The following is a 23,214-nucleotide window of genomic DNA, read 5'->3' as shown; positions in this document are numbered from 1 at the left end:
CCGTCGCGGCCCAGGCGTGTCCGGGGGGCTCCGCCAACTCCTCTTCCGGCCCCTCGCCTGGACCGCCTTCCTCGGGGCGCTCGAGGGCTGATCAGCGGTACACCTTCACGCAGTCCGCCTGCATGGTGAGCGGTGCCGAGCCGGTGGGCGCGGGGTGGTACTTGCCGGCGCTGACCGACAGGTTGAGGATCAGGTACGCGGAGAAGTTGCTGCCCACGCCGTGGCCGTCGGAGTAGACCTTCCGCCCGTCGACGTACCAGTCCACCGAGTTGGCGCCGTAATGGGTGCCGATGGTGACCCACTGTCCGGGCCGGACCGCGCCGGAGTCGGCGTAGTCGGCGGAGCCGGAGGTGACGTGGTTGGTCAGCTCCAGCACGTTGGGGTGGTCCGGGTGGTACTCGAAGGAGTCGATCTCGCCGTTGCCGTCCTTCCAGGTCCACAGGGCCGGCCAGGCGCCGGTGCCGGAGGGCAGCTTGACCCGCGTCTCGGCGTAGTCACCGGTCCTCACCTTGAAGCCCTCGCTGGAGCCCTCGGTGGTGAGCAGACCCGTGGTCCAGGCCCGCTTGCCGTTCTCCAGGGTGTGCGAGGAGGGCTGGGCGGTGAACGTGGCGACGCCGTTCGAGCCCGTGACGTCGCCCGGGTCCAGCCAGTCGAGCTTGTTGTCGTCCGGGTTGTGGTTGCCGTAGTGGTAGGACGAGGACTTGTCGCCGACCCACTTCGAGCCCCAGGCGATGCCGCCCGAGAAGTCGTCCGACCAGACCACGGACTTGCCCGCGATCGGCGAGCCGCCGCCACCGGACGGCGACGGGGTCGGGGTCGGGGTCGGTGTGGCCGTCGGGGCCGGAGTGGTCGAGCCCGAGGTGACGGTCAGCCGGTGCGACGGCAGGTTGTGCCAGGCTCCGCCGGAGTCCCGCCAGAAGCCGAAGATCGTGTACGCCCCGGCCGGCAACGCGCGGCGGGCGCTGGTGAAGCGCGCACCGCTCGGGCATATTCGGACATTCGAGGCGTTGCCCGGGAAGTCGAGGTTCTTGCCGGCCGCGTCCCGCACGCCGACACCGAGGGTCTTGGCGGTGAAGCAACCGGCCGCGTGCACGGTCAGCTGGGCCGAGGTGGCGACGCCCGCGGTCATCGCGGTCGGGGTCAGCCGGTCCTGGGTGACGGAGGTGGCGGCGTCGGCCCGGTTGGCGAGCGGCAGGAGCAGCAGCGCGGCGGCTGTGCCGACCACGCCCACGCGGGCAGGGGAGACGGAAAGGCGCATGGTGGGGGGCTTTCTTGCGACGCCTGCGAGGTGAGCTGTCCCGCTCGGACCACTGTCGGGTCCCCGCATGACTCGGCGTTCCGGCGGCGGAGTCCGTCTGATGCGGACCTCCGCAGGCTAGGCAGACCCGCCGTGCACCCACAACGAGATCTGACTCACATCAGATGATCGACAGGGCGTCAAGGTGAACCCGCTCACATCAGGCCCCGCAGAACCCCCTTGATCACCTTCCCGCTCGCATTACGCGGCAGTTCCGCCACGAACTCGACCATTCTCGGCACCTTGTAGTTCGCCATCTCGCGGCGGGACCAGGCGATCAGGTCGTCCGAGGTCAGGGTCGAGCCCGGCCTGCGCACCACGAACGCCTTGGCGACCTCTCCCAGCCGTGCGTCCGGGACGCCGATCACGGCCGCCTCCCGCACATCCGGGTGGGTGTCCAGCAGTTGCTCTATCTCCGCCGGGTAGGCGTTGAAGCCGCCGACGATGAACATGTCCTTGATACGGTCCGTGATGCACAGATTGCCCGCCTTGTCCAGGACGCCCACGTCACCCGTGCTCAGCCAGCCCTCCGCGGAGATCACTTCGGAGGTGGCCCCCGTGTCCTCGTAGTAGCCGCGCATGACGTTGAAGCCGCGGACCAGGACCTCGCCCGGTGTGCCGGTGGGCACCGGAGCGCCAAAGGCGTCCACCACCCTCACCTCCGTGCCGGGGATCGGCCGCCCCGACGTCGACGCGATCACCGACGGGTCGTCGCCGCGCCGGCACATCGTGACGATGCCGCTCGCCTCCGAGAGGCCGTAGGCCGTGAGGACCGTCTCCACCCCCAGCTCCCCCCTCAGCCGCTCCACCAGCCGCAACGGCACCACCGCCGCGCCCGTCACCACCAGCCGCAGCGCCGAGAGGTCGTGGGCGTCCCGGGAGGGGTGGTCCAGCAATGACTGGTGGAGCGTCGGCGGGCCCGGCAGGACCGACACTCGCTCCGCCGCTATGTTCGCCAGCGCCGTCTCCACGTTGAACACCGGCTGCGGGATCATCGTCGCCCCCCGCATCAGGCAGGCGATCACCCCGGCCTTGTAGCCGAAGGTGTGGAAGAAGGGGTTGACGATCAAGTAGCGGTCACCGACCCGCAGTCCCGCCAGGTCCGCCCAGATGTCGTACGCCCGCAGGGTCTGCTCGTGCGTGATCATCGCGCCCTTGGGGCGGCCCGTCGTACCCGACGTGTAGATGATGTCCGACAGCGCCCCGCCTTCCAACTCCCCTGCTCGCATGCGCACTTGGGCTGGCGACACACCCTCCCCTCCCGCCAGGAAGTCCTTCCACGTGCGGAAGTCCGGTGGCGCGTCCTCCGACAGGACCACCACCTGCCGGAGTTCCGGCAGGCCGGGCAGTGGACCCGGGCCCGTCGCAGCCCCCTCCCCCGCCGCCCGGCGCAGGGACGCCACATACGACGTGCCCAGGAACGTGCCCGTCACGAACAGCAGCCTCGCCCCGCTGCGGCGCAGTACGTCCGCCGCCTCCGCGCCCTTGAAGCGGGTGTTGAGCGGCACCAGGACCGCGCCCGCCGTCACCGCGCCGAGGGCCGAGACGATCCAGTCCAGGGAGTTCGGGGCCCAGACCGCCACCCGGTCGCCGGCCCGCGCCCCGCTCGCCAGGCAGGCCGCCGCCGCGCGCTCCACCCGCGCACCGAGTTCGGCGTACGTGATCCTCGTGCGGCCCTCGACCACGGCCTCGGTGTCCGCGTACCGCCCGGCCGACCACCGGACCAGGTCGGGGATGGTGTCCCAGTCGCTCATCACAGGCCCCCTGTACACGCAGCTGACTGTCCGTCAGATTAGCTGTAATCTGACGCACTGTCAGGACGCCGTGAGGGGGACGCCATGGCAGCAACCGGGCTCAAGGACGCCACCGCCATCGTCGGGATCGGACAGACCCCGTTCGCCAGGCAGCTCGCGGAGGACGAGAAGACGCTTGCCTGCCGGGCCGTGCTCGCCGCGCTCGACGACGCGGGGATCGCGCCCGGTGAGGTCGACGCACTCGCCTCCTACACCATGGAGGAGACCGACGAGGTCGAGCTCGCGAAGGCCGTCGGGTTCGGGGATCTCACCTTCTTCAGCAAGGTCGGGTACGGCGGCGGCGGTTCCTGTGCCACCGTCGCCCATCTCGCCGCCGCCATCGCCTCGGGGCAGGCCACGGTCGGCGTCGCCTGGCGGTCACGGAAGCGGGGCAGCGGGCCCCGGCCCTGGACGAACACCGCCGTACAGCTGCCCACTCCGGCCCAGTGGACCCGGCCCTTCGGGCTGCTCCGGCCCGCCGACGAGATCGCCATGCTGGCACGGCGGTACATGCACGAGTACGGCGCCACCCGCGACCACCTCTTCAACGTCGCCCTCGCCTGCCGCAACCGCGCCAACCAGAATCCGGCGGCCGTCATGTACGAACGGCCGCTCACCCGCGAGATGTACATGACCTCCCGCTGGATCAGCGAGCCGCTCTGCCTCTTCGACAACTGCCTGGAGACCGACGGGGCCCTCGCCTGTGTCCTCGTGTCCAGGGAACGCGCCCGGGACTGCGCCAGGAGACCCGTGTACGTCCACTCCGCCGCCCAGGGGCTGCCCGCCCAGCACCACGGCATGGTCAACTACTGGAACGACGACCCCCTCACCGGGCCCTCCTGGACGGCCGCCCGGCACTTGTGGAAACACGCCGACTTCACGCCGGAGGACGTCGACGTGGCGCAGATCTATGACGCCTTCAGCGTCCTCATCCCGCTCTCGCTGGAGGGGTACGGCTTCTGCGGGCGGGGGGAAGGGGGCGCCTTCACCGAGGGAGGGGCCCTGGAGATCGGCGGGCGGCTCCCCCTCAACACCAGCGGCGGCGGGCTCAGCGAGGCCTATGTGCACGGCTTCAACCTCGTCAACGAAGGGGTGAAGCAGCTGCGCGGCACCAGTACCGCCCAGGTGCCCGGTGCCGCCACCTGTCTGGTCACGGCCGGTGAGGGCGTGCCCACCTCCGCTCTCCTGCTCAGGAGCTGATCATGCTGAACCCCGTCACCGACACCGCCGGCGCCCCGTTCTGGGAGTACGCCGCCCGGGGTGAACTGCGCGTCCAGGCCTGCGGCGACTGCCACGAACCCCGCTTCCCGCCCCGCCCTTGCTGCCCGCATTGCCAGTCCTTCGCGAGCGAGTGGCGGCTCACCGGCGGGCGCGGACGGATCTGGTCGTACGTCGTGCCGCATCCGCCCCTCCTGCCCGGCTACGCGGAACAGGCGCCGTACAACGTCGTCGTGGTGGAGCTGGAGGACGCGCCGCGCATACGGCTGGTCGGGAATCTGGTCACCCACGCCGGCGCGCCCCTCAACTCCCTGGATCCACAAAGGCTCAGGATCGGCGCCCGGGTCCAGGTCGTCTTCGGCGACGGCGGGCTGCCCCGGTGGGTGCTCGTATGAACGGCGTGCGGGTCGAGGCCGACAAGGTCACCGGGGTCGCCGTCGTCACCCTCGACCGGCCGCAGCGGCTCAACGCCATCGACCTGGACACGGCTCACGAACTCAAGGAGACCTGGCGGGCGTTGCGGTTCGACGACTCCGTGCGGGCCGTCGTGCTCACCGGGAGCGGGGAGCGGGCGTTCTGCACCGGGATCGACCGGGACGTCGTCGTACCGCAGCCCTCGTCGCCCTACATGCAGGACGATCCGCTGCTGGCCGTCGGGCCGAAGGCGAACGACCTGTGGAAGCCGGTCGTGGCCGCGGTACGCGGGATGGCCTGCGGGGGTGCCTTCTACCTGCTGGGCGAGTGCGAGTTCGTCGTCGCCGATCCGACGGCCGTCTTCTTCGATCCGCACACCACCTACGGCATGGTCAGCGCCTACGAGTCCATGCTGATGGCCGCCCGGATGCCGTACGGGGAGGCGGCCCGGATGATGCTCATGGGGACCGCCGAGCGGATCTCCGCGCGGCGGGCCCACGAGATCGGGCTCGTGTCGGAAGTCACGGAGGAAGGTGAGGCGTTGGCGGGCGCCGTGCGCTGTGCCTCCGTCATCGCCGGGTATCCGCCGAAGGGGGTGCAGGGCACCGTGCGGGCGCTGTGGGCAGCCGGACAGGCGGCCCTGGCCCAGGCGTTCGCCCAGGCCCCCTCGCTCATCGCGCTCGGCAATCTGCCGGCCGAGGGGCAGGCGGAGCTGTTCGGGAACAGGGACCGTACCGAGCCGCGGACACGGTGAGTGACCGCGTGGCGGGGAACGCGCACCCGGGGTAGCGTCAGCCCTGGGACGGCCGCCGTCTGGAGCCCTTCCGTGACACACCGGTACGACGGCCGTCGCACATCCCTCTTGCGTCCTTGCGCCCTCACGCCGTGCGGGCCGTGCCCGTCCCCTTCTCCGCGTCCAGCGCGTACACGCACCGGTCCTTGCTGCACGCGTACACCACGCCGTCCTTGACCACCGGGGAGCCGGTGATCTCGCCGCCCGTCGCCAGCTTCCAGCGCAGGCGGCCGTCGTCGGACTTCAGGGTGTAGAGCAGATGGTCGGTGGAGCCGAAGTGGATACGGCCCTCCGCCACCGCGGGGGCGCCCACGACGTCGCCGCCCGCCTGGAAGCGCCACTTGGGCGTGCCGGTGACCGCGTCCAGGGTGTACAGGCCCTTGCCGCTGCCCACGTGGACGTGACCGGCCGCCACCAGCACCGGCTCGATGGACGAGCGGGCCTCCGTGGCGATGCGCCAGCGGTCACGGCCGTCGGTGGCGTCCAGGGCGTAGACGGTGCCCAGATAGTCCGCCAGGTAGAGGCCGCCACCGGTGACCGCCGGGCCCGGGGCGAAGGCCGGCGGGCACAGGAAGACCGCGGGCGCCTCGAAGTGCCAGCGGACCATGCCGCTCGCCGCGTCGATGGCGAGGACCCGGGTGCCGGCGCAGACGTACACGTAACCGTCGGGGGCGGGGGTCAGGCGGACCGGCACGCCGCCGCAGGAGGCCGCGTCGCCGACCGGGTACGACCAGCGCTCCTCGCCGGTGCGGGCCTCCAGGGCGCGCAGCCGGGCGTCCTGCCAGACGTAGACCGTGCCGTCGTGGACGAGCGGGCCGGCCTCGGGGGACTCGAAGTCGGTCTGGCAGCCGGCGATCTCCCACAGCTTCTGGCCGTTCGCGGCCTCCCAGGCCTGCACGCCGCCGCCGCGGGTGCCGGTGACGACCGTGCCGTGGTCGGCCTTGAGGGAGTAGACCCAGGCGTCCGTGGACAGCCGCCACAGATCGGTGCCCTCGCGGGCGTCCAGGGCGAACAGGGTCGGGCCGTCGGAGGCAAGGATCCGGCCGTCCGCCACGGCCATGGACCAGGCGACGTCCCGCGTCTTGAAGCGCCGCCTGCCGGTGGCCACGTCCAGGGCGTGCACCTCGAAGGAGGTGACGTAGACCAGGTCGCCGTCGACGGCGGGGGTGCCCCAGACCTCGTTGGACATGCGGAACCGCCAGGGCCGCCAGCCGTTCGCGGTCTCCGGGGGCTGGGGCGGGACGGGTGCCGCGGCGGGGTCGGCGCCGGCGACGCCGGGGCGCGGGCGGGACCAGCTGGCGACCAGGCCGGCCTCCGGCGGGGGTGCCTTGACGGCGGCGGCGCGGGCGTCGGCGACGCGCGGGCCGGGGCCGATGGGCACCTGGGCGCCGGCCAGCCGGACCGGACCGATGTCGGGAGCGCCGACGGCGACGGACGGGTCGTACGGCGGCGGCGGGGGTACGGCCGCACGGCCGCCGCTCCTGGGGCCGCCGGCCGGGGCCGGGGCGGGCTTGGCGGCGGGGCGGCCGCCGCGGCGGGCCTCGATCAGGGCGACGGCCTTCTCGGGCAGCCAGGCGGAGGCGGTGCCGCTGTCGTCGGAGCCGGAGCCGAAGAGGTGGGGTGCGAGCTGGGCCTGGAGGTCGGCCGGGGTGGGCCGGGCGGTGGCCTCCATCTGCATGCAGACCTCGATGAGCGGGCGCAGCTCGTCGGGCAGGCCGGTGAGGTCCGGGCCCTCGCGCAGCAGCATGAAGACGGTCTCGACCGGGTTGGCGCCGTGGAAGGGCGGGTGACCGGTGGCCGCGAAGACCAGCATGGAGCCGAGCGAGAAGACATCGCTGGCGCCGGTGACGCTGCGGGAGTCCTTCGCCTGCTCCGGGGACATGTAGGCGGGGGTGCCGACGGCGACGTTCGTCATGGTCAGCCGGGTGTTGGAGACCCCGGAGGCGATGCCGAAGTCGATCACCCGGGGGCCGTCCTCGACCACGAGCACGTTGGACGGCTTGAGGTCGCGGTGGACCAGCCCGGCGCCGTGGATGGACTGGAGGGCCTCCGCCACGCCCGCGGCGAGCCAGCGCACGGCCTGGGCCGGGAGCGGCCCGCAGTCGTTCACTATCTCCTCGAGCGAGGGCGCCGGGACATACGCCGTGGCCAGCCAGGGCACGGCGGCGCGCGGGTCGGCGTCGACAACGGCCGCCGTGTAGAAACCGGAGACCGCGCGGGCCGCCTCCACCTCACGGGTGAAGCGGACCCGGAACAGCTGGTCCTCGGCCAGCTCGGTGCGCACCGTCTTGATCGCCACGCGCCGGCCGGACGCCGAGCGCGCGAGATAGACCAGCCCCATGCCGCCGGCGCCCAGCCGCCCCAGCACCTCGAACGGCCCGATCCGCCGCGGATCGTGCTGCGTCAGCTGATCCACCACTTGCCTGCCACCTCCCCGTACGAGCCGCGCCACCCACATATGTACGCGACCGAAGTGCAGCGTCTCACCACCGCACCGCCATGGCGGCACGCACCCCGATTCTTCCTGGCCGGGCGGCTGGTTGCGAACCCGGTGACATTCGGGGTGTCTCGTACTCAATCCGCCCAAACAAGACGAATCAGCGCTGCAGCAGTGCGAACGACGCCCCCTGATTGTCGGTGACGACGGCCACTCGTCCGTACGACGTCTCGAAGGGTGGTGCCTGCACACGGCCGCCCAGCCGCTGTACGGCCCCCAGGGCATCGCCGAGATCCGCGACCCGGAAGTGGGTGAGGAAGTGCGGGGGCATCTCCGCCGGGAAGAGCTCGGTCACGTGGGCCCGGCCGAAGTCGGGCTCGGCTCCCGCACCGAACAGGGCGTCGTGGAAGAGACCGGCATAGAAGGCGTTGGCCGCGGCCGTGTCCCGGGTGTACAGCTGGGCCCAGACGAAGCTGCCGGGCTCGTGCCGCCGCCCGAAGCCGCGGTGCCTGCCCGGCTGCCACAGCCCGAACACCGCACCCTCGGGATCGGCGGCGAGGGCGGCGACCCCGAGATCACCCACCGGGAACGGGGCCATGACCACCTGCCCGCCGGCCGCGGTGATCCGCCGGCCGAGGGCCTGGGCGTCCGGCGTGGCGAAGGAGACCGTCCAGACCGTGGGCATCCGGCCGTCGATCTTGGGAGCCAGCGAGGCGACGAGCTCCCCGCGCAGCCGCGCCCAGACCGAGGAGCCGTACGCGTCCTCGAAGGTCCACCCGAAGAGCTCACCGTAGAACCGCTTGCCCGCCGCGACGTCGGCGAGCTGGGCGTCCACCCAGCAGGGCACACCCTCCCCGTAGACCTCTTCCGCCTCGACCACTTCCCCCTCGATCACCTCTTCTGCGTCTTCCGCCTCTTCTACCTCTTCCGCCTCTTCATTCGCGGATGCCCTGTTTTCGGCCATGTCGTCAAAGTAACCGTGCCGCGCGCACCCCGCAGACCAGGCACACCACCCTCAGAGCCCCCGTACACCCCATTTGCAGTCGGCCGAATCGCGCTCCGATCACCCCTCGGTAAGCTGACGGCATGACAGGACAAGTGCGTACCGTCGACGGCCGCGTGGCCGGCCGGCGAGGGCAGGCGACCCGGCAGAAACTGCTCGACTGCCTCAGCGAGATGCTCAGCTCCTCCCCCTACCGGGACGTCAAGGTCATCGATGTCGCCCGGAAGGCGGGAACTTCACCCGCGACCTTTTACCAGTACTTCCCGGACGTCGAAGGCGCCGTCCTCGAGATCGCCGAGCACATGGCGACCGAGGGCGCCGGATTGACCCAACTGCTCGAAGGGCGGTCCTGGGCCGGCAAATCGGGATGGCAGACGGCTCAGGAACTCGTCGACGGATTCCTGGAGTTCTGGCGCAAGAACGACGCGATCCTGCGCGTGGTCGACCTCGGGGCGGCCGAGGGAGACAAACGGTTCTACAAGATCCGTATGAAGATCCTGAACTCGGTGAACAACTCCCTCGCGGACTCCATCGCCGAGCTGCAGGCCAAGGGCAGGGTCGACAAGGAGGTGAATCCCGCGGCGGTGGCCGGCTCGCTGGTCGCGATGCTGGCGGCGGTCGCGGCGCACCAGAAGGGCTTCCAGTCCTGGGGTGTGAAGCAGGCCGAACTCAAGCCGAACCTGGCGCTGTTGGTCCATCTGGGCGTGACGGGAAAGAAGCCGAGCAAGTAACGCACGGCCGCGGTACGCGCGCTTTTACCGATCCCCAAGTCCTGTCTGGCAGGCGGCAGTTCACCGAGGTGAGCTGCCGCCTGCCGTGTTACGCGGGCAGCGGCCGGTCCCGTACGACGTGCTTCATCACCAGCGTCGAGGTCAGCCGCTGCACTCCCGGCAGGGTCGCGAGCCGCTCGTCGTACAGCCGCTGGAAGGCCGCGAGGTCGGCGGTGGCGACCCGGAGCAGATAGTCGGGCTCGCCGAAGAGCCGCTGGGCGTCGAGGACGTGCTCCAGCTCGCCGACCGCCCGCTCGAACTCGGCGACCGTGTCCCGGTCCTCCTGTCGCATGGACACGAAGACCAGCGCCTCGAAGTTCAGCCCGAGGGCGGCCGGGTCCACCAGCGCCCGGTAGCCCTGGATGGCTCCCGAACGCTCCAGCTCACGCAGCCGGCGGTGGCACGGCGAGACACTCAGGCGCACCCGCGCGGCCAGCTCGGTCACGGTCAGCCGCCCGTCCTGCTGCAGCTCGGCAAGGATTTTCCGGTCCACGTCGTCCATGAGGCAGATCTTCCCCCGACGTCCCGGTTACCGGGCAAACTTCGGGAACACTTTCGGGCCATTCACGCCTAATGTCCCCAGCATGGACTCGGGACTGCTCTTCTCCTTCCTCGCCGTGGACCTGCTGCTGGTGTGCGTACCGGGCGCCGACTGGGCGTACGTCATCGCGACCGCCCTGCGCGGCGGCCCGGTGCCGCGCGCGGTGGCCGGGCTGGTCTGCGGTTACGCCCTGCACACGGTCCTCGCGACGGCGGGCCTCGCGGTCCTGGTGGCGGGCTCACCGAAGCTGCTGACGGCCCTGACGGTGGCGGGCGCGGGTTACCTGCTGTGGCTCGGCTGGAGTGTGCTGCGCCGCCCGGCGATCCCCGGCGCGGCGGACGAGTCCTCGGCCGGCCGGCGCCTCTTCCTGCGAGGCGCCACGATCAGCGGCCTGAACCCCAAGGGCCTGCTGCTCTACCTCTCCGTCCTCCCCCAGTTCCTCACCCTGCGCGGCGCCCACCTGCCCGTCCCCGTCCAGACGGCGGCCCTCGGCCTGCTCCACATGGCCTGCTGCGCGGCGGTCTACCTCACGGTCGGCGCGTTGTCGCGTGCGCTGCTTTCCGCGAGGCCGGCGGCGGCTCGGGCGGTGACGCGGACGTCGGGGGCGGCGATGCTGGGGATCGGAGCGGTTCTCCTGGCGGAGCGCCTGGCCACGTTGTAGCTCCGCTGGGGGTGCCGCGCTGAGCCGTCGGGCGTCTGCGGGTCCGTTGTGGCTGGTCGCGCCCGCGCGGCGGAGCCGCATATCGACAAAGCCCCGCGCCCCTCAGGGTGTTGCAGTGATCCGGAACACTCGGATTTTCCGTGTCACCCGGGCCTGATAGGTGGAGTACGGCGGCCAGAACTCCAGGAGTGCGGTCCACGCGGCCGCCCGCTCCTCCGCCTCCAGCAGCTGAGCCGTGACCGGGATGTCGCGGCCCTTCCAGCTGATCGAAGCCTCCGGATGGGCCAGCAGATTATGGGTCCACGCCGGATGGCCCGTACGCCCGAAGTTGGAGCCCACCAGCAGCCAGCTCGTGCCGTCCTCCTCCGGCATGCAGGCCAGTGGGGTGCGGCGGGGCAGTCCGGTGCGGGCGCCGGTGGAGGTGAGGATCACGCCGGGCAGCAGCTGGGCGCTGAGCAGGACACGGCCCCGGGTGAGCCGGTGCACGGCCCGGTCGAGGGCCGGGACCACATGCGGGGCGACCTTCGCGAAGCCCCGGGTGGCGGAGACCCGCTGGACGATCCGCACGCCGAGCCCGGCCATCAGACGGCCACCTCGCCGCCCGCGAAGAGACCGGCGGCCTCGGCGGCCCGGTCCCGCAGCCGGTGCACGGGCCCGAACAGCAGCTCGTCCCCGGCCGCCCGCTTGAAGTACAGATGCGCGTCGTGCTCCCAGGTGAACCCGATCCCCCCGTGCAGCTGGATTCCCTCCCCCGCGGCCCCCCGCAAGGCCTCCAGCGCCTGGGCGAGCGCGAGCCCGCCCGAGCACGGCCCGTCGGCCGCCGACGGCGAGGACGCCCCATGCGGGCCGCAACCGGCCCCTGTGCCGGCGGCCCACGCGGCGCAATACGCCGCCGACCGAGCCGCCTGCGCCCCCACGTACACGTCGGCCAGCCGATGCTTCACCGCCTGGAAGGACCCCACGGGCCGCCCGAACTGCTCGCGCTGCCCGACGTACTCCACGGTCCGCTCCAGCACCCGTTCCGCCGCCCCGACGGCCTCACAGGCGAGCACGGCGGCGGCCCCGTCACCGAGCACGGCCAGGGCGGGCAACACCTCCACCCCCTCCTCGCCGAGCAACTCCGCGCGCACGTCCCGCAGTTGGACGCGACCCTGCGGCCGGGTCGCGTCGAGCGCGGTCTGCCGGGCCCGTACGACACCGGGCGCGCCCCCGGCCACCAGGAACAGCAGGGTCCGCGACCGTGTGAAGCCCCCGGTGTGCGCGGCGACGAGCAGCAGCCCGGCGCTGTGCCCGTCCAGCACCTGGTCGACCTGCCCGTACAGCCGCCAGTCACCGTCGGACCGCCGGGCCTGGACACCCCCGGCCCGCCCGCCGCCGGCGGAGAACCCGGCGTTGTCGCGGGTCAGGGCGAGCGCGGTGGTGAGGGCGGGGCCGGGGACGGCGAGGGCGGCGGTGAGGGTGCCGGCGGCGAGGCGCGGCAGCAGCTCGGCGCGCTGGGCCCCGGTGCCGAGGGCGAGGATCAGCGGCGCGGTGAGGACGGAGGTGGCGAGCAGCGGGGAGGGGGCGAGCGCCCGGCCGGTCTCCTCGCAGGCGAGGGCCAGTTCGGTGAGCGAGCAGCCGACACCGCCGTACCGCTCGGGCAGGGCGAGCCCGGGCAGGCCGAGCTGGTCGGCGAGGGCGGACCACAGGAGGGGGTCGCATCCGGCCGGGCTGTCGACGGCGGTCCGCAGCTCCGCCGGGCCGCACCGCTTGTGCAGCAGCTCGCGCAGGGTGCGGCGGATCTCGTTCTGCTCGGCGGTCAGGCGCGTGTCCATGGCGGGTCCTCATCCCTCCCGAGCCCATCTGACGGGCCGTCATATTAGGGGCCCGGCGGACGGATGCCCAGGGTCACGGCACCTGCCGCGAGACGCCTTGTCTGATGTACCGTCAGATCCATGACGGCTGGGAGCAGGAAAGTCGCCGTGGTCGGCGTGTCCCTCTCCGACTGCGGACGCGTGGCCGACGCCACCCCGTACACGCTGCACGCGCAGGCGGCCCGCCGCGCCCTCGCGGACGCGGGCCTCGACCGCGCCGTGGTGGACGGCTTCGCCTCGGCGGGCCTGGGCACGCTGGCCCCGGTGGAGGTCGCCGAGTATCTGGGCCTGCGCCCCACCTGGGTGGACTCCACCTCGGTCGGCGGCTCGACCTGGGAGGTCATGGCGGCGCACGCGGCGGACGCGATCGCCGCGGGCCACGCGAACGCCGTCCTCCTCGTCTACGGCTCGACGGCGCGCGCGGACATCAAGGCGGGCCGCAGGACGGGCGACCTCTCCTTCGGCGCCCGCGGCCCCCTGCAGTTCGAGGTCCCCTACGGCCACACCCTGATCGCCAAGTACGCGATGGCCGCCCGCCGCCACATGATCGAACACGGCACGACCATCGAGCAGTTGGCCCAGGTGGCGGTCCAGGCCAGGGCCAACGCGACGCTGAACCCGGAGGCGATGTTCCGCACCCCGGTCACCGTCGAGGAGGTACTGGCGGGCCCGATGATCGCCGACCCCTTCACCAAGCTGCACTGCTGTCCGCGCTCGGACGGCGGCGCGGCGGTCCTGCTGGCGGCCGAGGAGTACGTACGGGACTGCCGTACGGCCCCCGTGTGGATCCTCGGCACCGGTGAGCACGTCTCGCACGCGGCGATGTCCGAGTGGCCGGACTACACGGTGTCCCCCGCGGCGGTGAGCGGCCGCCTCGCCTTCGAGCGGGCAGGGGTGGGGCCCGATGAGATGGACTTCGCGGAGATCTACGACGCCTTCACCTACATGACCCTGGTGACCCTGGAGGACCTGGGTTTCTGCGGGAAGGGCGAGGGCGGGGCGTTCGTGGAGAAGGGCCGGCTGCTGGTACGGGGCGGGGGGCTGCCGGTGAACACCGACGGAGGCGGGCTGTCGGCCCAACATCCCGGTATGCGGGGGCTGTTCCTGCTGGTGGAGGCGGTGCGGCAGCTGCGCGGGGAGGCCGGGGAGCGGCAGGTCCGGCGGGGCGACGGACAACTGCCGCGGCTCGGGGTCGCCTCGGGGACGGGGGGCTGGTTCTGTTCGTCCGGGACGGTGGTGCTCGGCCGGAACTGATCGCCCGGCGTCCCCTGCGGGAAGACGGCTCGTGCCGGCCGGTGTCGCCGCCGGCCACGGACGAGCCGCAGGAGGAGACCGAGATGGCGTTGACCCACGAAGAGCGAGAGGCGTTCCTGGCCGAGGCCCGCGTGGCCGCGCTGGCGGTGGACGCGGGCCCGGGGCGGGCGCCGCTGGCCGTACCGATCTGGTACTGGTACGTGCCCGGCGGAGACGTATGGATCATGACGGGACGGGACTCCCGTAAGAACGCCCTGATCAGCGAGGCCGGCCGGTTCACGCTGATGGTCGACCGGCTGGAACCGACCGCCAGGTACGTGTCGGTGGAGGGCCCGGTGGTGAAGACGACCCCCGCGACGATCGAGGAGCTGCGGCAGATGTCGGCGCGCTATCTGCCGGCCGAGAAGGTGGACGGTTACGTCGACTTCGCCTGGAAGAACCACGGGGAACAGGTGGTGATCCACATGCGTCCGGAGCGGTGGGTGTCGTCGGATCTCGGCCAGGTGTGAGCATGGGGGAATGGGAACTGATCTCCCGGCACTGCTGAGGTCGCTCCGGGTCTGGGACCCGGGGAGAACCGAGCTACGGCCCTTCGACCCGGGCACCGCCCCGCCGACCCCGCTGGCGCTGTTCACGAACTGGTTCGCGGACGCGGTGGCGGCCGGGCAGCCGGAGCCGCACACGATGTCGCTGGCCACGGTGGACAAGGAGGGGAGGCCGGACGTACGGATCGTGATGCTGCACGGTGCCGACGCCGACGGCTGGTCCTTCGCCACGCATACCTCCAGCCGCAAGGGCCGGGCCCTGAGCACCCACCCGCACGCGGCCCTCGCCTTCTACTGGCCGGTGCTGGGCCGCCAGGTACGGATACGCGGACCGGTGACCGCGGCCCCCGCCCAGGAGAGCCTGGCCGACCTGCACGCCCGCTCCACCGGGGCGCTGGCCGCCGCGCTCACGGGGCGGCAGAGCGAGGACCTGTCCTCGCTGGAGGAACTGCGCCAGGCGTCGGAAGCGGCCTGGGAGCGGGCCCGCGAGAACCCGGCCGAGCCGTCCCCCACCTGGACTCTCTATCGGCTGCGCCCACAGACGGTGGAGTTCTTCCAGGGGCACCCGGACAGACAGCACGTACGGCTGGAGTACCGGAGCACGGAGTTCGGCTGGAGCAAGGCGTTGCTCTGGCCTTAGCGGTGCGCCGGCCCGCCGGGCGGGCCGGGACCGTACGCGACTGCGGCTCCGTCACCCCCGGCGGCACCGGCGGGGCGCGGACAGGGTCCGGCCTCGTGAGCGCCCGGCCGCTGCCCGCATCCGGCGGGCTCACCCCTGGGACGCCCCCGAATCCCCACTCCGCGAAGTCCGCCACCGCCCGGTATCCGACCCGCTGGTACAGCCCGTTGCTCGTCGGGTTGGCGAGGTCGGTGAAGAGGAGGATCTCCGGTACGGCCGCCGCCCGCGCGGCCCGGCTCACCTCGGCCGTGGCCGCGCCGGCGTAGCCGCGGCCCCGCAGCCCGGCCGGGGTGTAGACGGGGGCGACCCGTACCTGGCCGGCGGTCTCCGGGGTGACTCCGGCCAGGGAGACGGGGGTGCCGTCGGGGGTCTCCCAGAGGGTGATGCCGCCCTCGGCGATCCGGGTGTCGGCCCACGTGGCCGGGTCCGTGCCGACGCCGTGACCGGTGTCCGCGTCGAACTCGCCCTTCCAGCGGATCAGCAGCTCGCGGTCAGCGGTCCCGGCGGGCCGCGCCCGCCCCTGCGGCCTCGGCTCAGGAACGGTCAACTCGCCCAGCCGGTAGAGCCGTTTACGCCGCCCGAGCACCGCCGCCGTGCCGGTGCGCCGCTGCCAGGCCGCCGCGAAGGCCTCGGCCGTCTCGTGCGGGCCGGAGATCCCGGGCACCGGGCGGTCCCGCTCCGCGAGCCGGACCGCCAGGGCGTCGGCCTCCCGCGGGGTGAGCGCGGTGACGTGCGGGGGCCAGGGCGGCGTCTGCATCAGGGCTGCGCGCACCGTGCCGTCGTCCAGGACGCCGAAGAGGGGCGCCTCATCGCCGTAGCAGCGCAGCCCGCGGCGGCGGAGCGCGTCCGTCACCGTCAACGGCAGGGTGTGCAGGGCGGGCCGGGAGCGCAGGAAGCCGCCCGCGCGGGCGAGGAACTCGTCCAGGTCTTCGGTGAGATGCCAGTTCTCTGGGCGCATGCGCCCGTGATCGGGCTCAGCCGCCGGGCTCGAACACCGGTTTTCCGTCCCGGTACGTCACCCGCAGCGCCATCCCGGCCGCCAGGGATCCCTCCGCGCAGTTCACGACCTCCGTCATCATCCGCGGCCCTTCCGCCAGGTCGACCACCGCGGCCACGTACGGCGTACGGTCGCCGAAGGGCGGCAGGTCGTTGCGGTGGACCGTGGACCAGGTGTAGAGCGTGGCCCGGCCGCCGGCCTCCTCCCAGGTCACCTCCTCGCTCCAGCAGTGCGGGCAGAACTCGCGGGGGTAGTGGTGGGCCCGGCCGCAGGCCCCGCAGCGGCGGATCAGCAGCCGGCCCGCCGCGGCCGCCTCCCAGTAGGGGCGGGTGAAGGCGTCGGGCTCGGGAAGGTCGTGGCGCACCCCACTCATCGGAACCACCCCGGGCTCATCGGAACCACCCCAGCCACGCGTCCAGCGACCAGGCCTGCCAGGACATGCCGAAGAAGCCGACCAGGCAGATCAGCGCCATCATCGAGTTCTGGCCCTGCTCCGCCCAGTCGTGGATCATCAGGACGAAGTAGATCGCGTTCAGCAGCAGGCCGCCGATCAGCGCCACGGGCGTGAGGAAGCCGAGGATCAGCCCGAGGCCGAGGGAGAGTTCGGCGTAGGCGACGACGTACGCCATCGGCTTCGGGTGGGGTTTGACGACGGTCTCGAACCCCGTCCGCACCGGCGTCCAGCGGTGCTTCGCCGCCACGTCCGCGGCCCAGGCGATGCCGCTGCCGCGCTCGAACCAGGCCTTCTTGTCCTTGTGCCGCCAGCTCTCCAGCCACCACAGACCGAGACCGATCCGCAGCACCGCCAGCCACTGAGCGCCGTCGAGCCATATCGAGTCCATGGATCTGACGGTACGTCAGATCGGCGGAGAAGCCCACCTGCGGGTCGGCCCTGAATGCCCCGAAGCCGGCCCGTTCCGGGGAGCCGCGACCGCCCCGCAGTGATCACTCATTGGTTGCACCTTCACCGATTGCCCTCCATACCCGTACACCCGTGATCAATCCGCAACCAATTCCGGTCTTGACCGAGACCCATCAACGGGGTGCGTGATTACGCTCCCGAACATGGCCGACTCCCGTTCCGCTTCCGTACCGCTCTCCGCAACCCCCGCCGACCGCCCGGTCTACATCATCGGCGCCGGTCCGGGCGGTCTGGCCGCCGCGTACGCGCTGCGGGCGCGGGGCATACGGGCCGTGGTGCTGGAGCGGGCCGACCGGGTGGGCGCCTCCTGGCGCGGCCACTACGACCGCCTCCGCCTGCACACCACCCGGCGGGCGTCGGCGCTCCCGGGCCTGAAGATCCCCCGGAAGTACGGGCGTTGGGTGTCCCGGGACAACGTGGTGCGCTATCTGGAGAGGTACGCCGAGCACCACGAGCTGGAGATCGTCACCGGTGTGGAGGTGTTCCGCGTCGAGCGGGCCGGGGACGGCACCGGCTGGCTGCTGCACGCCTCCGGCGGACGCGAGCTGACCGGCAGCGCGGTGGTCGTGGCCACCGGCCACAACCACACCCCGCGCATCCCCGACTGGCCGGGCCTCGCGGTGTACGGCGGGGAGTTCCTGCACGCCGGCGCCTACCGCAACGCCGGGCCGTACGCCGGCCGGGACGTCCTGGTCGTCGGCGTCGGCAACACCGGCGCCGAGGTCGCCGTGGACCTGGTGACGGGCGGGGCGGCGCGGGTGCGGCTGGCGGTCCGCACCGTCCCGCACCTCGTACGCCGCTCGACGCTCGGCTGGCCCGCGCAGTACTCGGGCGTGCTGGTACGGCGGCTGCCGGTACGGCTCGTGGACCGGCTGTGCCGCCTCCAGGCGAAGGTCGCGGTACCGGATCTGTCCGCCCACGGCCTGCCCCGCCCGGACACCGGGCTGTACAGCAGGGTCAGGGAGGGTGCCATCCCGGTCCAGGACGTCGGCCTGATCGACGCCGTGCGCCGGGGGAAGGTGGAGATCGTGGCCGCCGTGGAGTCCTTCGAGGACGGGAAGGTGGTCCTCGCCGACGGCAGCCGTATCGAGCCGGACGCCGTGATAGCGGCGACGGGATACGCGCGGGCCCTGGAGGGGCTGGTCGGCCATCTCGGGGTGCTGGACGGCCGGGGCGGGCCGGTGGTGCACGGCGGCCGTGCGCCGGCCGAGGCACCCGGGCTGTACTTCACCGGGTTCACCAACCCGATCAGCGGGATGATCCGCGAGATGGCGCTCGACGCCGGGAGGATAGCGAAGGCGACGGCGAGGCACCTCGGCACCACCCGTCGGTAACTTTGCGCGTCCGACCCGTTCCTGACATTGCGTCAGTTCAGTAATCTGACAGTACGTCAGTTTACTTGTGCTGTCTCACAGGAGCGGGCGGACCGATGCTTGGATCAACCCACGGCACCCTCACCACCGACGCCCGCCGGGCCCGGGTCATCGCCTGCGGAGAGCAGCGGCCCGGACCCGTCGTCCATGACCAGGTCGGCGACCTGGACGTCAGCGGGCGACCGCTGTACGCCGACGTACCGGACCTGACCCGCTTCTTCCGGCCGGAGTCCGTCGCCGTGATCGGCGCCTCGGACGCGGAGGGACGCCCGAACACCGGAATCACCCGGCAGCTGCTGGCATGGGCCGAACGGGTGGGCGCACGGGTGCACCCGGTCCACCCGACCCGCTCCTCGGTCTTCGGCATCCCCTGCGCCGCCTCCGTCGCGGAACTGCCCTGCGGACAGGTCGACCTGGCCGTGCTGCTGGTGGCCGACCCGCTGCCGGTGATCGAGGAACTGGCCGAGGCCAAGGTGAAGTTCGCGGTCGCCTTCGCCTCCGGGTTCGCCGAGACGGGCGAGGCGGGCGCCGAGGCACAGCGGCGGCTGGCGGACGCCGTACGCCGCTCGGGGATCCGGCTCCTCGGCCCGAACACCAACCTCAACGCCTTCGAGCACTTCCGGGGGGACCTGACCGGCCCGGCGATCGCGCTGATCACCCAGTCCGGCCACCAGGGCCGCCCGGTCTTCTCGCTCCAGGAGCTGGGCATCCGGCTCTCCCACTGGGCGCCCACCGGCAACGAGGCAGACCTGGAGACCGCCGACTTCCTCTCCTACTTCGCCGAACAGCCCGAGGTCGGCGCCATCGCCTGTTACGTGGAGGGCCTCAAGGACGGCCGCGCCTTCCTGCTGGCCGCCGACCGCGCGGCCCGCCGCGGGGTGCCGGTGGTCGCGGTGAAGGTGGGCCGCACCGAGACCGGCGCGCGTACGGCCGCCTCGCACACCGGCAAGCTGACCGGCGCCGACGACGTGGTGGACGCCGCCATGCGCCAGTTCGGGGTCGTACGGGTCGACGGCCTCGACGAACTCCAGGACACGGCCGCCCTGTTGGCGCGGGCGCGGGCGCCGCTGGCGGACGGCGTCGCGGTGTACTCGATCTCCGGCGGCACGGGTGCCCACGCGGCCGACCTCGCCACCGCGGCCGGTCTGCGCCTGCCGCGCCTGTCCGAGGCCAAGCAGACGGAACTCCACCAGTGGATACCGTCGTATCTCGGTGTGGCCAACCCCGTGGACAACGGCGGGCACCCGGTCGGCGATGCACGCGGCCGCGAGATCATCGACGCGATCCTGGCCGACCCGTCGATCGGCGTCCTGATCTGCCCGGTCACCGGCCCCTTCCCGCCCCTGAGCGACAAACTCGTAGGGGACCTGGTCGCGGCGGCGGAGGAGACGGACAAGCTGGTGTGCGTGGTGTGGGGCTCGCCGGTGGGCACGGAGGCCGCGTACCGCGAGGTCCTGCTCGGCTCCTCCCGCGTCGCCACCTTCCGCACCCTGGCCAACTGCCTGACGGCCGTGCGCGCCTGGCTGGATCACCACACCTTCGTCGGCGACTACCACTCCCCCTTCGACGAGGCCCCGCGCACCCCGTCCCCCTCCTTCCGCAAGGCGGAGGCCCTGATGCGCCCCGGCCGGCAGCTCAGCGAGCACGCGGCGAAACAGCTGCTGCGGGCCTACGGCATCCGGGTGCCCCGTGAGCAGCTGGTGACCAGCGCGGCGGCGGCCGTACGGGCGGCGGCCCAGGTCGGCTACCCGGTGGTGATGAAGGCCTCCGGCGCCCAGATCGCCCACAAGACCGAACTGGGCCTGGTGAAGATCGGGTTGACCTCCGCGAGCCAGGTCCGCGACGCCTACCGCGAACTGACGGACATCGCCCGCTACGAGAGCGTCGCGCTGGACGGGATCCTGGTGTGCCAGATGGTCGAGCAGGGCGTGGAGATGGTCGTCGGGGTGACCCACGACGACCTCTTCGGACCGACGGTGACGGTAGGACTCGGCGGCATCCTGGTCGAGGTCCTGCACGACGCGGCGGTCCGGGTCCCCCCGTTCGGTGAGGACCAGGCCCGCGCCATGCTCACCGAACTGCGCGGCAGGGCCCTGCTGGACGGCGTCCGGGGCCGCCCGCCGGCCGACCGGGACGCACTGGTGGAGGTGGTCCTGCGGGTCCAGCGCATGGCGCTCGAACTGGGCGAGTCCATCTCGGAGTTGGACATCAACCCCCTGATGGTCCTGCCGCGGGGCCAGGGGGCGGTGGCGCTCGACGCGCTGGTGGTGTGCAAGTGACCGGCCTCCTCGTGGCAGCCCGCGACCAGATCCTGCACCTCACGCTGAACCGCCCGGACTCCCTCAACGCCCTCACCCCGGACCTGCGCAACGCCCTCGTCGCCCGCCTGACGGAGGCGTCGGCGGACCCGGACGTCCGGGTGGTGGTCCTGACCGGCACCGGGCGGGGCTTCTGCGCGGGCGCCGACCTGCGGGGCGATGCGGCCTCGGGCGACCGGCTCCCCGGGGACGTGGCCCGAATGCTGCGCCAGGGCGCCCAGCGCCTGATCGCGGCCGTCCTGGACTGCGAGAAGCCGGTGATCGCCGCCGTGAACGGCACGGCGGCGGGCCTCGGCGCGCACCTCGCCTTCGCCTGCGACCTGATCCTGGCCGCCGAGTCGGCCCGCTTCATCGAGGTGTTCGTACGGCGCGGACTGGTACCGGACGCCGGCGGCGCCTACCTCCTGCCCCGCCTGCTGGGCCCCCACCGGGTGAAGGAGCTGCTGTTCTACGGCGACGCCCTCCCGGCACCGGACGCCGAACGCCTGGGCCTGGTCAACAGGGTCGTACCCGACGCCGACCTGCCGAAGACGGCCCGGGAGTGGGCGACCCGGCTGGCCGCCGGCCCGACCCGCGCCCTGGCCCTGACCAAGCACCTGGTGAACGCCTCTCTCGACACGGACCGGGCCACCGCCTTCGCGGCGGAGGCGTGGGCCCAGGAGATCAACATGACGACGGAGGACGCCCGGGACGGGCTGCGGGCGTTCGCGGAGCGGCGGGAAGTGCGGTTCCGGGGGCGGTGAAGGGTCAGTCGCCGGTGCGGTCGAGGACGCGGACCACGCCCGCGTCCGGGTCGCCGAGGTGCGCGAACAGCTGAGGGGCGGCCTTGGTGCCGCTGACGGACCAGTGGGTGTCGAGGCCGCAGCCGGTGTCGAGGTGGAGGAGGACGGCGGGGCGATGGGCGTCGTCCTCGCCGCGCTCCCAGGTGCCGGTGCCCGCGCAGAGGCCGTGGTCCTTGCCGTCCGGGACCGTCCCGTCGTCGTTGGCTTCGGTGGGCAGCCTGTGGGCTTCGGCCCGCCCGTCGCGGGTGAGGCGGAGCTCGGCGCCGTCGTCGCCGCGCCAGACGCCGGTGAGTTGGGCGCGGGTCAGATCGGGCGGCTCGTACTGCGGCATCAAACCGGTCGCACAGGCCGCGAGCCCGCCGCCGAGGGCCAGGGTGAAGAGGCCGGCGCACACGAGTGCCGAGCGCCACCACAAGCCCCACCGCGACCAGGAACGCGTGCGGACGTAGGCCATGCCGAGCGCGGGCAGCAGGCCGAGGGCGGTGAGGACCGAGGCCGTGCTGACGAACGGCCAGTGCAAGAGGGCCGCGGTCACCGCGCCCCAGCCGACGGCCGTGGCCGCGGCCCCGAGCACGCGCCGGGACCACTCCGGCCCGCCGAACCGCCGGAACGCCGCGCGGGCGAGCACGGCCGCGGGCAGCGTCAGCACGGCGGAGAGCAGCAGGCCGAGGAACGGCAGCAGCAGCGGGGCGAACATCAGCAGGCAGAGGATCCCGAAGGCGCCGCCGTAGCCGGTCTCGTACTGGTCCTGGCTCGTGCTCCAGATCCACCACAGCAGGCCGGCCGTCGGCAGCTGCGCCGCGTTCACCGGGATCGCCGCCGCCAGGTCGCTGCGCAGGGACCGGCCGGCCCGGGCCCACTCACGCGTGTTCTCCCACCCCATGGCCGCACCCTATGAAGTGCCCGTACACGGGTGCGCCGTCAGGCTTCCTATCTGACGCTCCGTCAGCTTCAATGGATGGCGTGATGGGACACGCAGGGGCGGCGGCCGCCGCCGTCCGGTATCTGGGGCCGGGGCCCGTGGAGCCGTTGCCGCGGCCGGAGCTGCGGTGCGTGCGCGAGGACGAGCGGGCTCCGGTGGAGCCGGATGAGTTCCGGCGGGTGCTGGGGAGCTTCGCGAGCGGCGTGACCGTGATCACGGCACCGGCCGCCGACGGCGAGCCGGGCCCCGCCGGCTTCGCCTGCCAGTCCTTCGCCTCCCTCTCCCTCGAACCGCCCCTCGTCTGCTTCATGGTGGGCCGTACGTCGGCCACCTGGCCGCGCATCGCCCGCGCGGGCGTCTTCTGCGTCAACGTACTCGGCGCGGACCAGGCCGAACTGTGCCGGGCCTTCGCCGTGAGCGGCGCGGACAAGTTCGCGGGGGTCGCCCACGACCCGGCACCCATGTCCGGCTCGCCCCGGCTGGCCGGTGCCGCCGCCTGGATCGACTGCACCGTGCACGCCGTGCACACCGGGGGCGACCACCTGATCGTCGTGGGCCGGGTGGCCGCCCTCGGCGCCGGGGAGCCGGGCGAGCCGCTGCTGTTTCATCGGGGGCGGTTCGCCCGGATCAGCTGCTAGGCGT

23 protein-coding genes and 1 pseudogene are annotated in these 23,214 nt (G+C 72.7%); 13 read left to right on the top strand and 11 right to left on the bottom strand.

Annotated elements, in window-relative coordinates; all coding sequences use genetic code 11:
• Positions 1-91: 91 nt before the first annotated feature.
• A complete protein-coding gene (locus BFF78_RS43565) occupies positions 92-1,258 on the bottom strand; it encodes a glycoside hydrolase family 16 protein (RefSeq protein ID WP_079161447.1) in 1,167 nt (388 codons plus the stop codon).
• Positions 1,259-1,452: 194 nt separating this feature from the next.
• Positions 1,453-3,051, bottom strand: a complete 1,599-nt coding sequence (locus BFF78_RS24005) for a FadD3 family acyl-CoA ligase (protein WP_069780286.1) — start codon at positions 3,049-3,051, stop codon at positions 1,453-1,455.
• A gap of 84 nt (positions 3,052-3,135) precedes the next feature.
• Between BFF78_RS24005 and BFF78_RS24000 the strand changes: the two genes are divergently transcribed.
• The 3 genes from BFF78_RS24000 to BFF78_RS23990 are packed head-to-tail and all read left to right on the top strand — an operon-like array spanning position 3,136 to position 5,476.
• The gene (locus tag BFF78_RS24000) at positions 3,136-4,290 is read left to right on the top strand and encodes a lipid-transfer protein (RefSeq protein WP_069780285.1); all 1,155 of its coding nucleotides are present in this window, start codon (positions 3,136-3,138) and stop codon (positions 4,288-4,290) included.
• Between the two features lie 2 nt (positions 4,291-4,292).
• Entirely contained in the window at positions 4,293-4,703 is a 411-nt protein-coding gene (locus BFF78_RS23995) for a Zn-ribbon domain-containing OB-fold protein (protein ID WP_069780284.1), read from the top strand.
• On the top strand, positions 4,700-5,476 hold the full coding sequence (locus BFF78_RS23990) for an enoyl-CoA hydratase/isomerase family protein (protein WP_069780283.1): 777 nt from the start codon (positions 4,700-4,702) through the stop codon (positions 5,474-5,476). Before BFF78_RS23995 ends, BFF78_RS23990 begins: the two co-directional genes overlap by 4 nt.
• Positions 5,477-5,600: 124 nt before the next feature.
• On the opposite strand, the gene BFF78_RS23985 is transcribed toward BFF78_RS23990, so the two are convergent.
• Entirely contained in the window at positions 5,601-7,934 is a 2,334-nt protein-coding gene (locus BFF78_RS23985; RefSeq protein WP_069780282.1) for an outer membrane protein assembly factor BamB family protein, read from the bottom strand.
• Between the two features lie 178 nt (positions 7,935-8,112).
• Complete coding sequence (gene kbpA, locus BFF78_RS23980; protein ID WP_069783769.1) at positions 8,113-8,787, bottom strand: AfsK-binding protein KbpA; 675 nt, start codon at positions 8,785-8,787, stop codon at positions 8,113-8,115.
• A gap of 251 nt (positions 8,788-9,038) precedes the next feature.
• On the opposite strand from kbpA, the gene BFF78_RS23975 reads away from it, so the two are divergent.
• Positions 9,039-9,686 carry a TetR family transcriptional regulator gene (locus tag BFF78_RS23975; protein ID WP_079161445.1) on the top strand — a complete coding sequence of 216 codons (648 nt, stop codon included), beginning with the start codon at positions 9,039-9,041 and terminating at the stop codon, positions 9,684-9,686.
• Positions 9,687-9,774: 88 nt separating this feature from the next.
• On the opposite strand, the gene BFF78_RS23970 is transcribed toward BFF78_RS23975, so the two are convergent.
• Positions 9,775-10,227, bottom strand: coding sequence for an Lrp/AsnC family transcriptional regulator (locus BFF78_RS23970; protein WP_069780280.1), 453 nt, complete (start codon positions 10,225-10,227; stop codon positions 9,775-9,777).
• 82 nt (positions 10,228-10,309) lie between these two features.
• Here BFF78_RS23970 and BFF78_RS23965 point away from each other — a divergent pair, with 82 nt between their 5' ends.
• Complete coding sequence (locus BFF78_RS23965) at positions 10,310-10,927, top strand: LysE family translocator (RefSeq protein WP_069780279.1); 618 nt, start codon at positions 10,310-10,312, stop codon at positions 10,925-10,927.
• Positions 10,928-11,029: 102 nt separating this feature from the next.
• Here the strand turns inward: BFF78_RS23965 and BFF78_RS23960 are convergent, their stop codons facing one another.
• Entirely contained in the window at positions 11,030-11,509 is a 480-nt protein-coding gene (locus tag BFF78_RS23960; protein WP_069780278.1) for a nitroreductase family deazaflavin-dependent oxidoreductase, read from the bottom strand.
• On the bottom strand, positions 11,509-12,741 hold the full coding sequence (locus tag BFF78_RS23955) for an acyl-CoA dehydrogenase family protein (RefSeq protein ID WP_069780277.1): 1,233 nt from the start codon (positions 12,739-12,741) through the stop codon (positions 11,509-11,511). The genes BFF78_RS23960 and BFF78_RS23955 overlap by 1 nt, the downstream gene beginning before the upstream one ends.
• A gap of 120 nt (positions 12,742-12,861) precedes the next feature.
• Here BFF78_RS23955 and BFF78_RS23950 point away from each other — a divergent pair, with 120 nt between their 5' ends.
• From BFF78_RS23950 to BFF78_RS49765, 4 genes are all read left to right on the top strand, one after another.
• Complete coding sequence (locus tag BFF78_RS23950; RefSeq protein ID WP_069780276.1) at positions 12,862-14,034, top strand: thiolase C-terminal domain-containing protein; 1,173 nt, start codon at positions 12,862-12,864, stop codon at positions 14,032-14,034.
• A gap of 83 nt (positions 14,035-14,117) precedes the next feature.
• Positions 14,118-14,543 (top strand): pyridoxamine 5'-phosphate oxidase family protein, encoded by a 426-nt coding sequence (locus tag BFF78_RS23945; protein ID WP_069783768.1) that lies wholly within the window; start codon positions 14,118-14,120, stop codon positions 14,541-14,543.
• Positions 14,544-14,553: 10 nt separating this feature from the next.
• Positions 14,554-15,219 carry a pyridoxine/pyridoxamine 5'-phosphate oxidase gene (locus tag BFF78_RS23940; protein WP_069780275.1) on the top strand — a complete coding sequence of 222 codons (666 nt, stop codon included), beginning with the start codon at positions 14,554-14,556 and terminating at the stop codon, positions 15,217-15,219.
• A gap of 95 nt (positions 15,220-15,314) precedes the next feature.
• Entirely contained in the window at positions 15,315-15,524 is a 210-nt protein-coding gene (locus BFF78_RS49765) for a hypothetical protein (protein ID WP_159033047.1), read from the top strand.
• Here the strand turns inward: BFF78_RS49765 and BFF78_RS48385 are convergent.
• The 3 genes and pseudogenes from BFF78_RS48385 to BFF78_RS23925 form a co-directional block, all read right to left on the bottom strand.
• A pseudogene (locus BFF78_RS48385) lies at positions 15,461-16,015 on the bottom strand (GNAT family N-acetyltransferase); the annotation flags it as partial. The gene BFF78_RS49765 and the pseudogene BFF78_RS48385 overlap by 64 nt on opposite strands.
• A 217-nt stretch (positions 16,016-16,232) precedes the next feature.
• Complete coding sequence (locus BFF78_RS23930; RefSeq protein ID WP_069780273.1) at positions 16,233-16,628, bottom strand: Zn-ribbon domain-containing OB-fold protein; 396 nt, start codon at positions 16,626-16,628, stop codon at positions 16,233-16,235.
• Between the two features lie 16 nt (positions 16,629-16,644).
• Positions 16,645-17,097 (bottom strand): DoxX family membrane protein, encoded by a 453-nt coding sequence (locus tag BFF78_RS23925; protein ID WP_069780272.1) that lies wholly within the window; start codon positions 17,095-17,097, stop codon positions 16,645-16,647.
• A 223-nt stretch (positions 17,098-17,320) separates the two neighbouring features.
• Here BFF78_RS23925 and BFF78_RS23920 point away from each other — a divergent pair, with 223 nt between their 5' ends.
• From BFF78_RS23920 to BFF78_RS23910, 3 genes are all read left to right on the top strand, one after another.
• Entirely contained in the window at positions 17,321-18,511 is a 1,191-nt protein-coding gene (locus BFF78_RS23920) for a flavin-containing monooxygenase (protein WP_069780271.1), read from the top strand.
• Between the two features lie 95 nt (positions 18,512-18,606).
• Positions 18,607-20,829 carry an acetate--CoA ligase family protein gene (locus BFF78_RS23915; RefSeq protein WP_069780270.1) on the top strand — a complete coding sequence of 741 codons (2,223 nt, stop codon included), beginning with the start codon at positions 18,607-18,609 and terminating at the stop codon, positions 20,827-20,829.
• Positions 20,820-21,611, top strand: coding sequence for an enoyl-CoA hydratase/isomerase family protein (locus BFF78_RS23910; protein ID WP_069780269.1), 792 nt, complete (start codon positions 20,820-20,822; stop codon positions 21,609-21,611). Before BFF78_RS23915 ends, BFF78_RS23910 begins: the two co-directional genes overlap by 10 nt.
• A gap of 4 nt (positions 21,612-21,615) precedes the next feature.
• Here the strand turns inward: BFF78_RS23910 and BFF78_RS23905 are convergent, their stop codons facing one another.
• Positions 21,616-22,533: a hypothetical protein gene (locus tag BFF78_RS23905; RefSeq protein ID WP_079161444.1), complete on the bottom strand. Its 918-nt coding sequence runs from the start codon at positions 22,531-22,533 to the stop codon at positions 21,616-21,618.
• A gap of 83 nt (positions 22,534-22,616) precedes the next feature.
• On the opposite strand from BFF78_RS23905, the gene BFF78_RS23900 reads away from it, so the two are divergent.
• Positions 22,617-23,210, top strand: a complete 594-nt coding sequence (locus tag BFF78_RS23900) for a flavin reductase family protein (RefSeq protein WP_069780268.1) — start codon at positions 22,617-22,619, stop codon at positions 23,208-23,210.
• Positions 23,211-23,214: the final 4 nt, after the last annotated feature.

This window comes from Streptomyces fodineus (assembly GCF_001735805.1).
In the GTDB taxonomy this organism is placed as follows: Bacteria; Actinomycetota; Actinomycetes; order Streptomycetales; family Streptomycetaceae; genus Streptomyces; species Streptomyces fodineus.
This window is presented reverse-complemented; position numbering and strand designations above follow the sequence as displayed.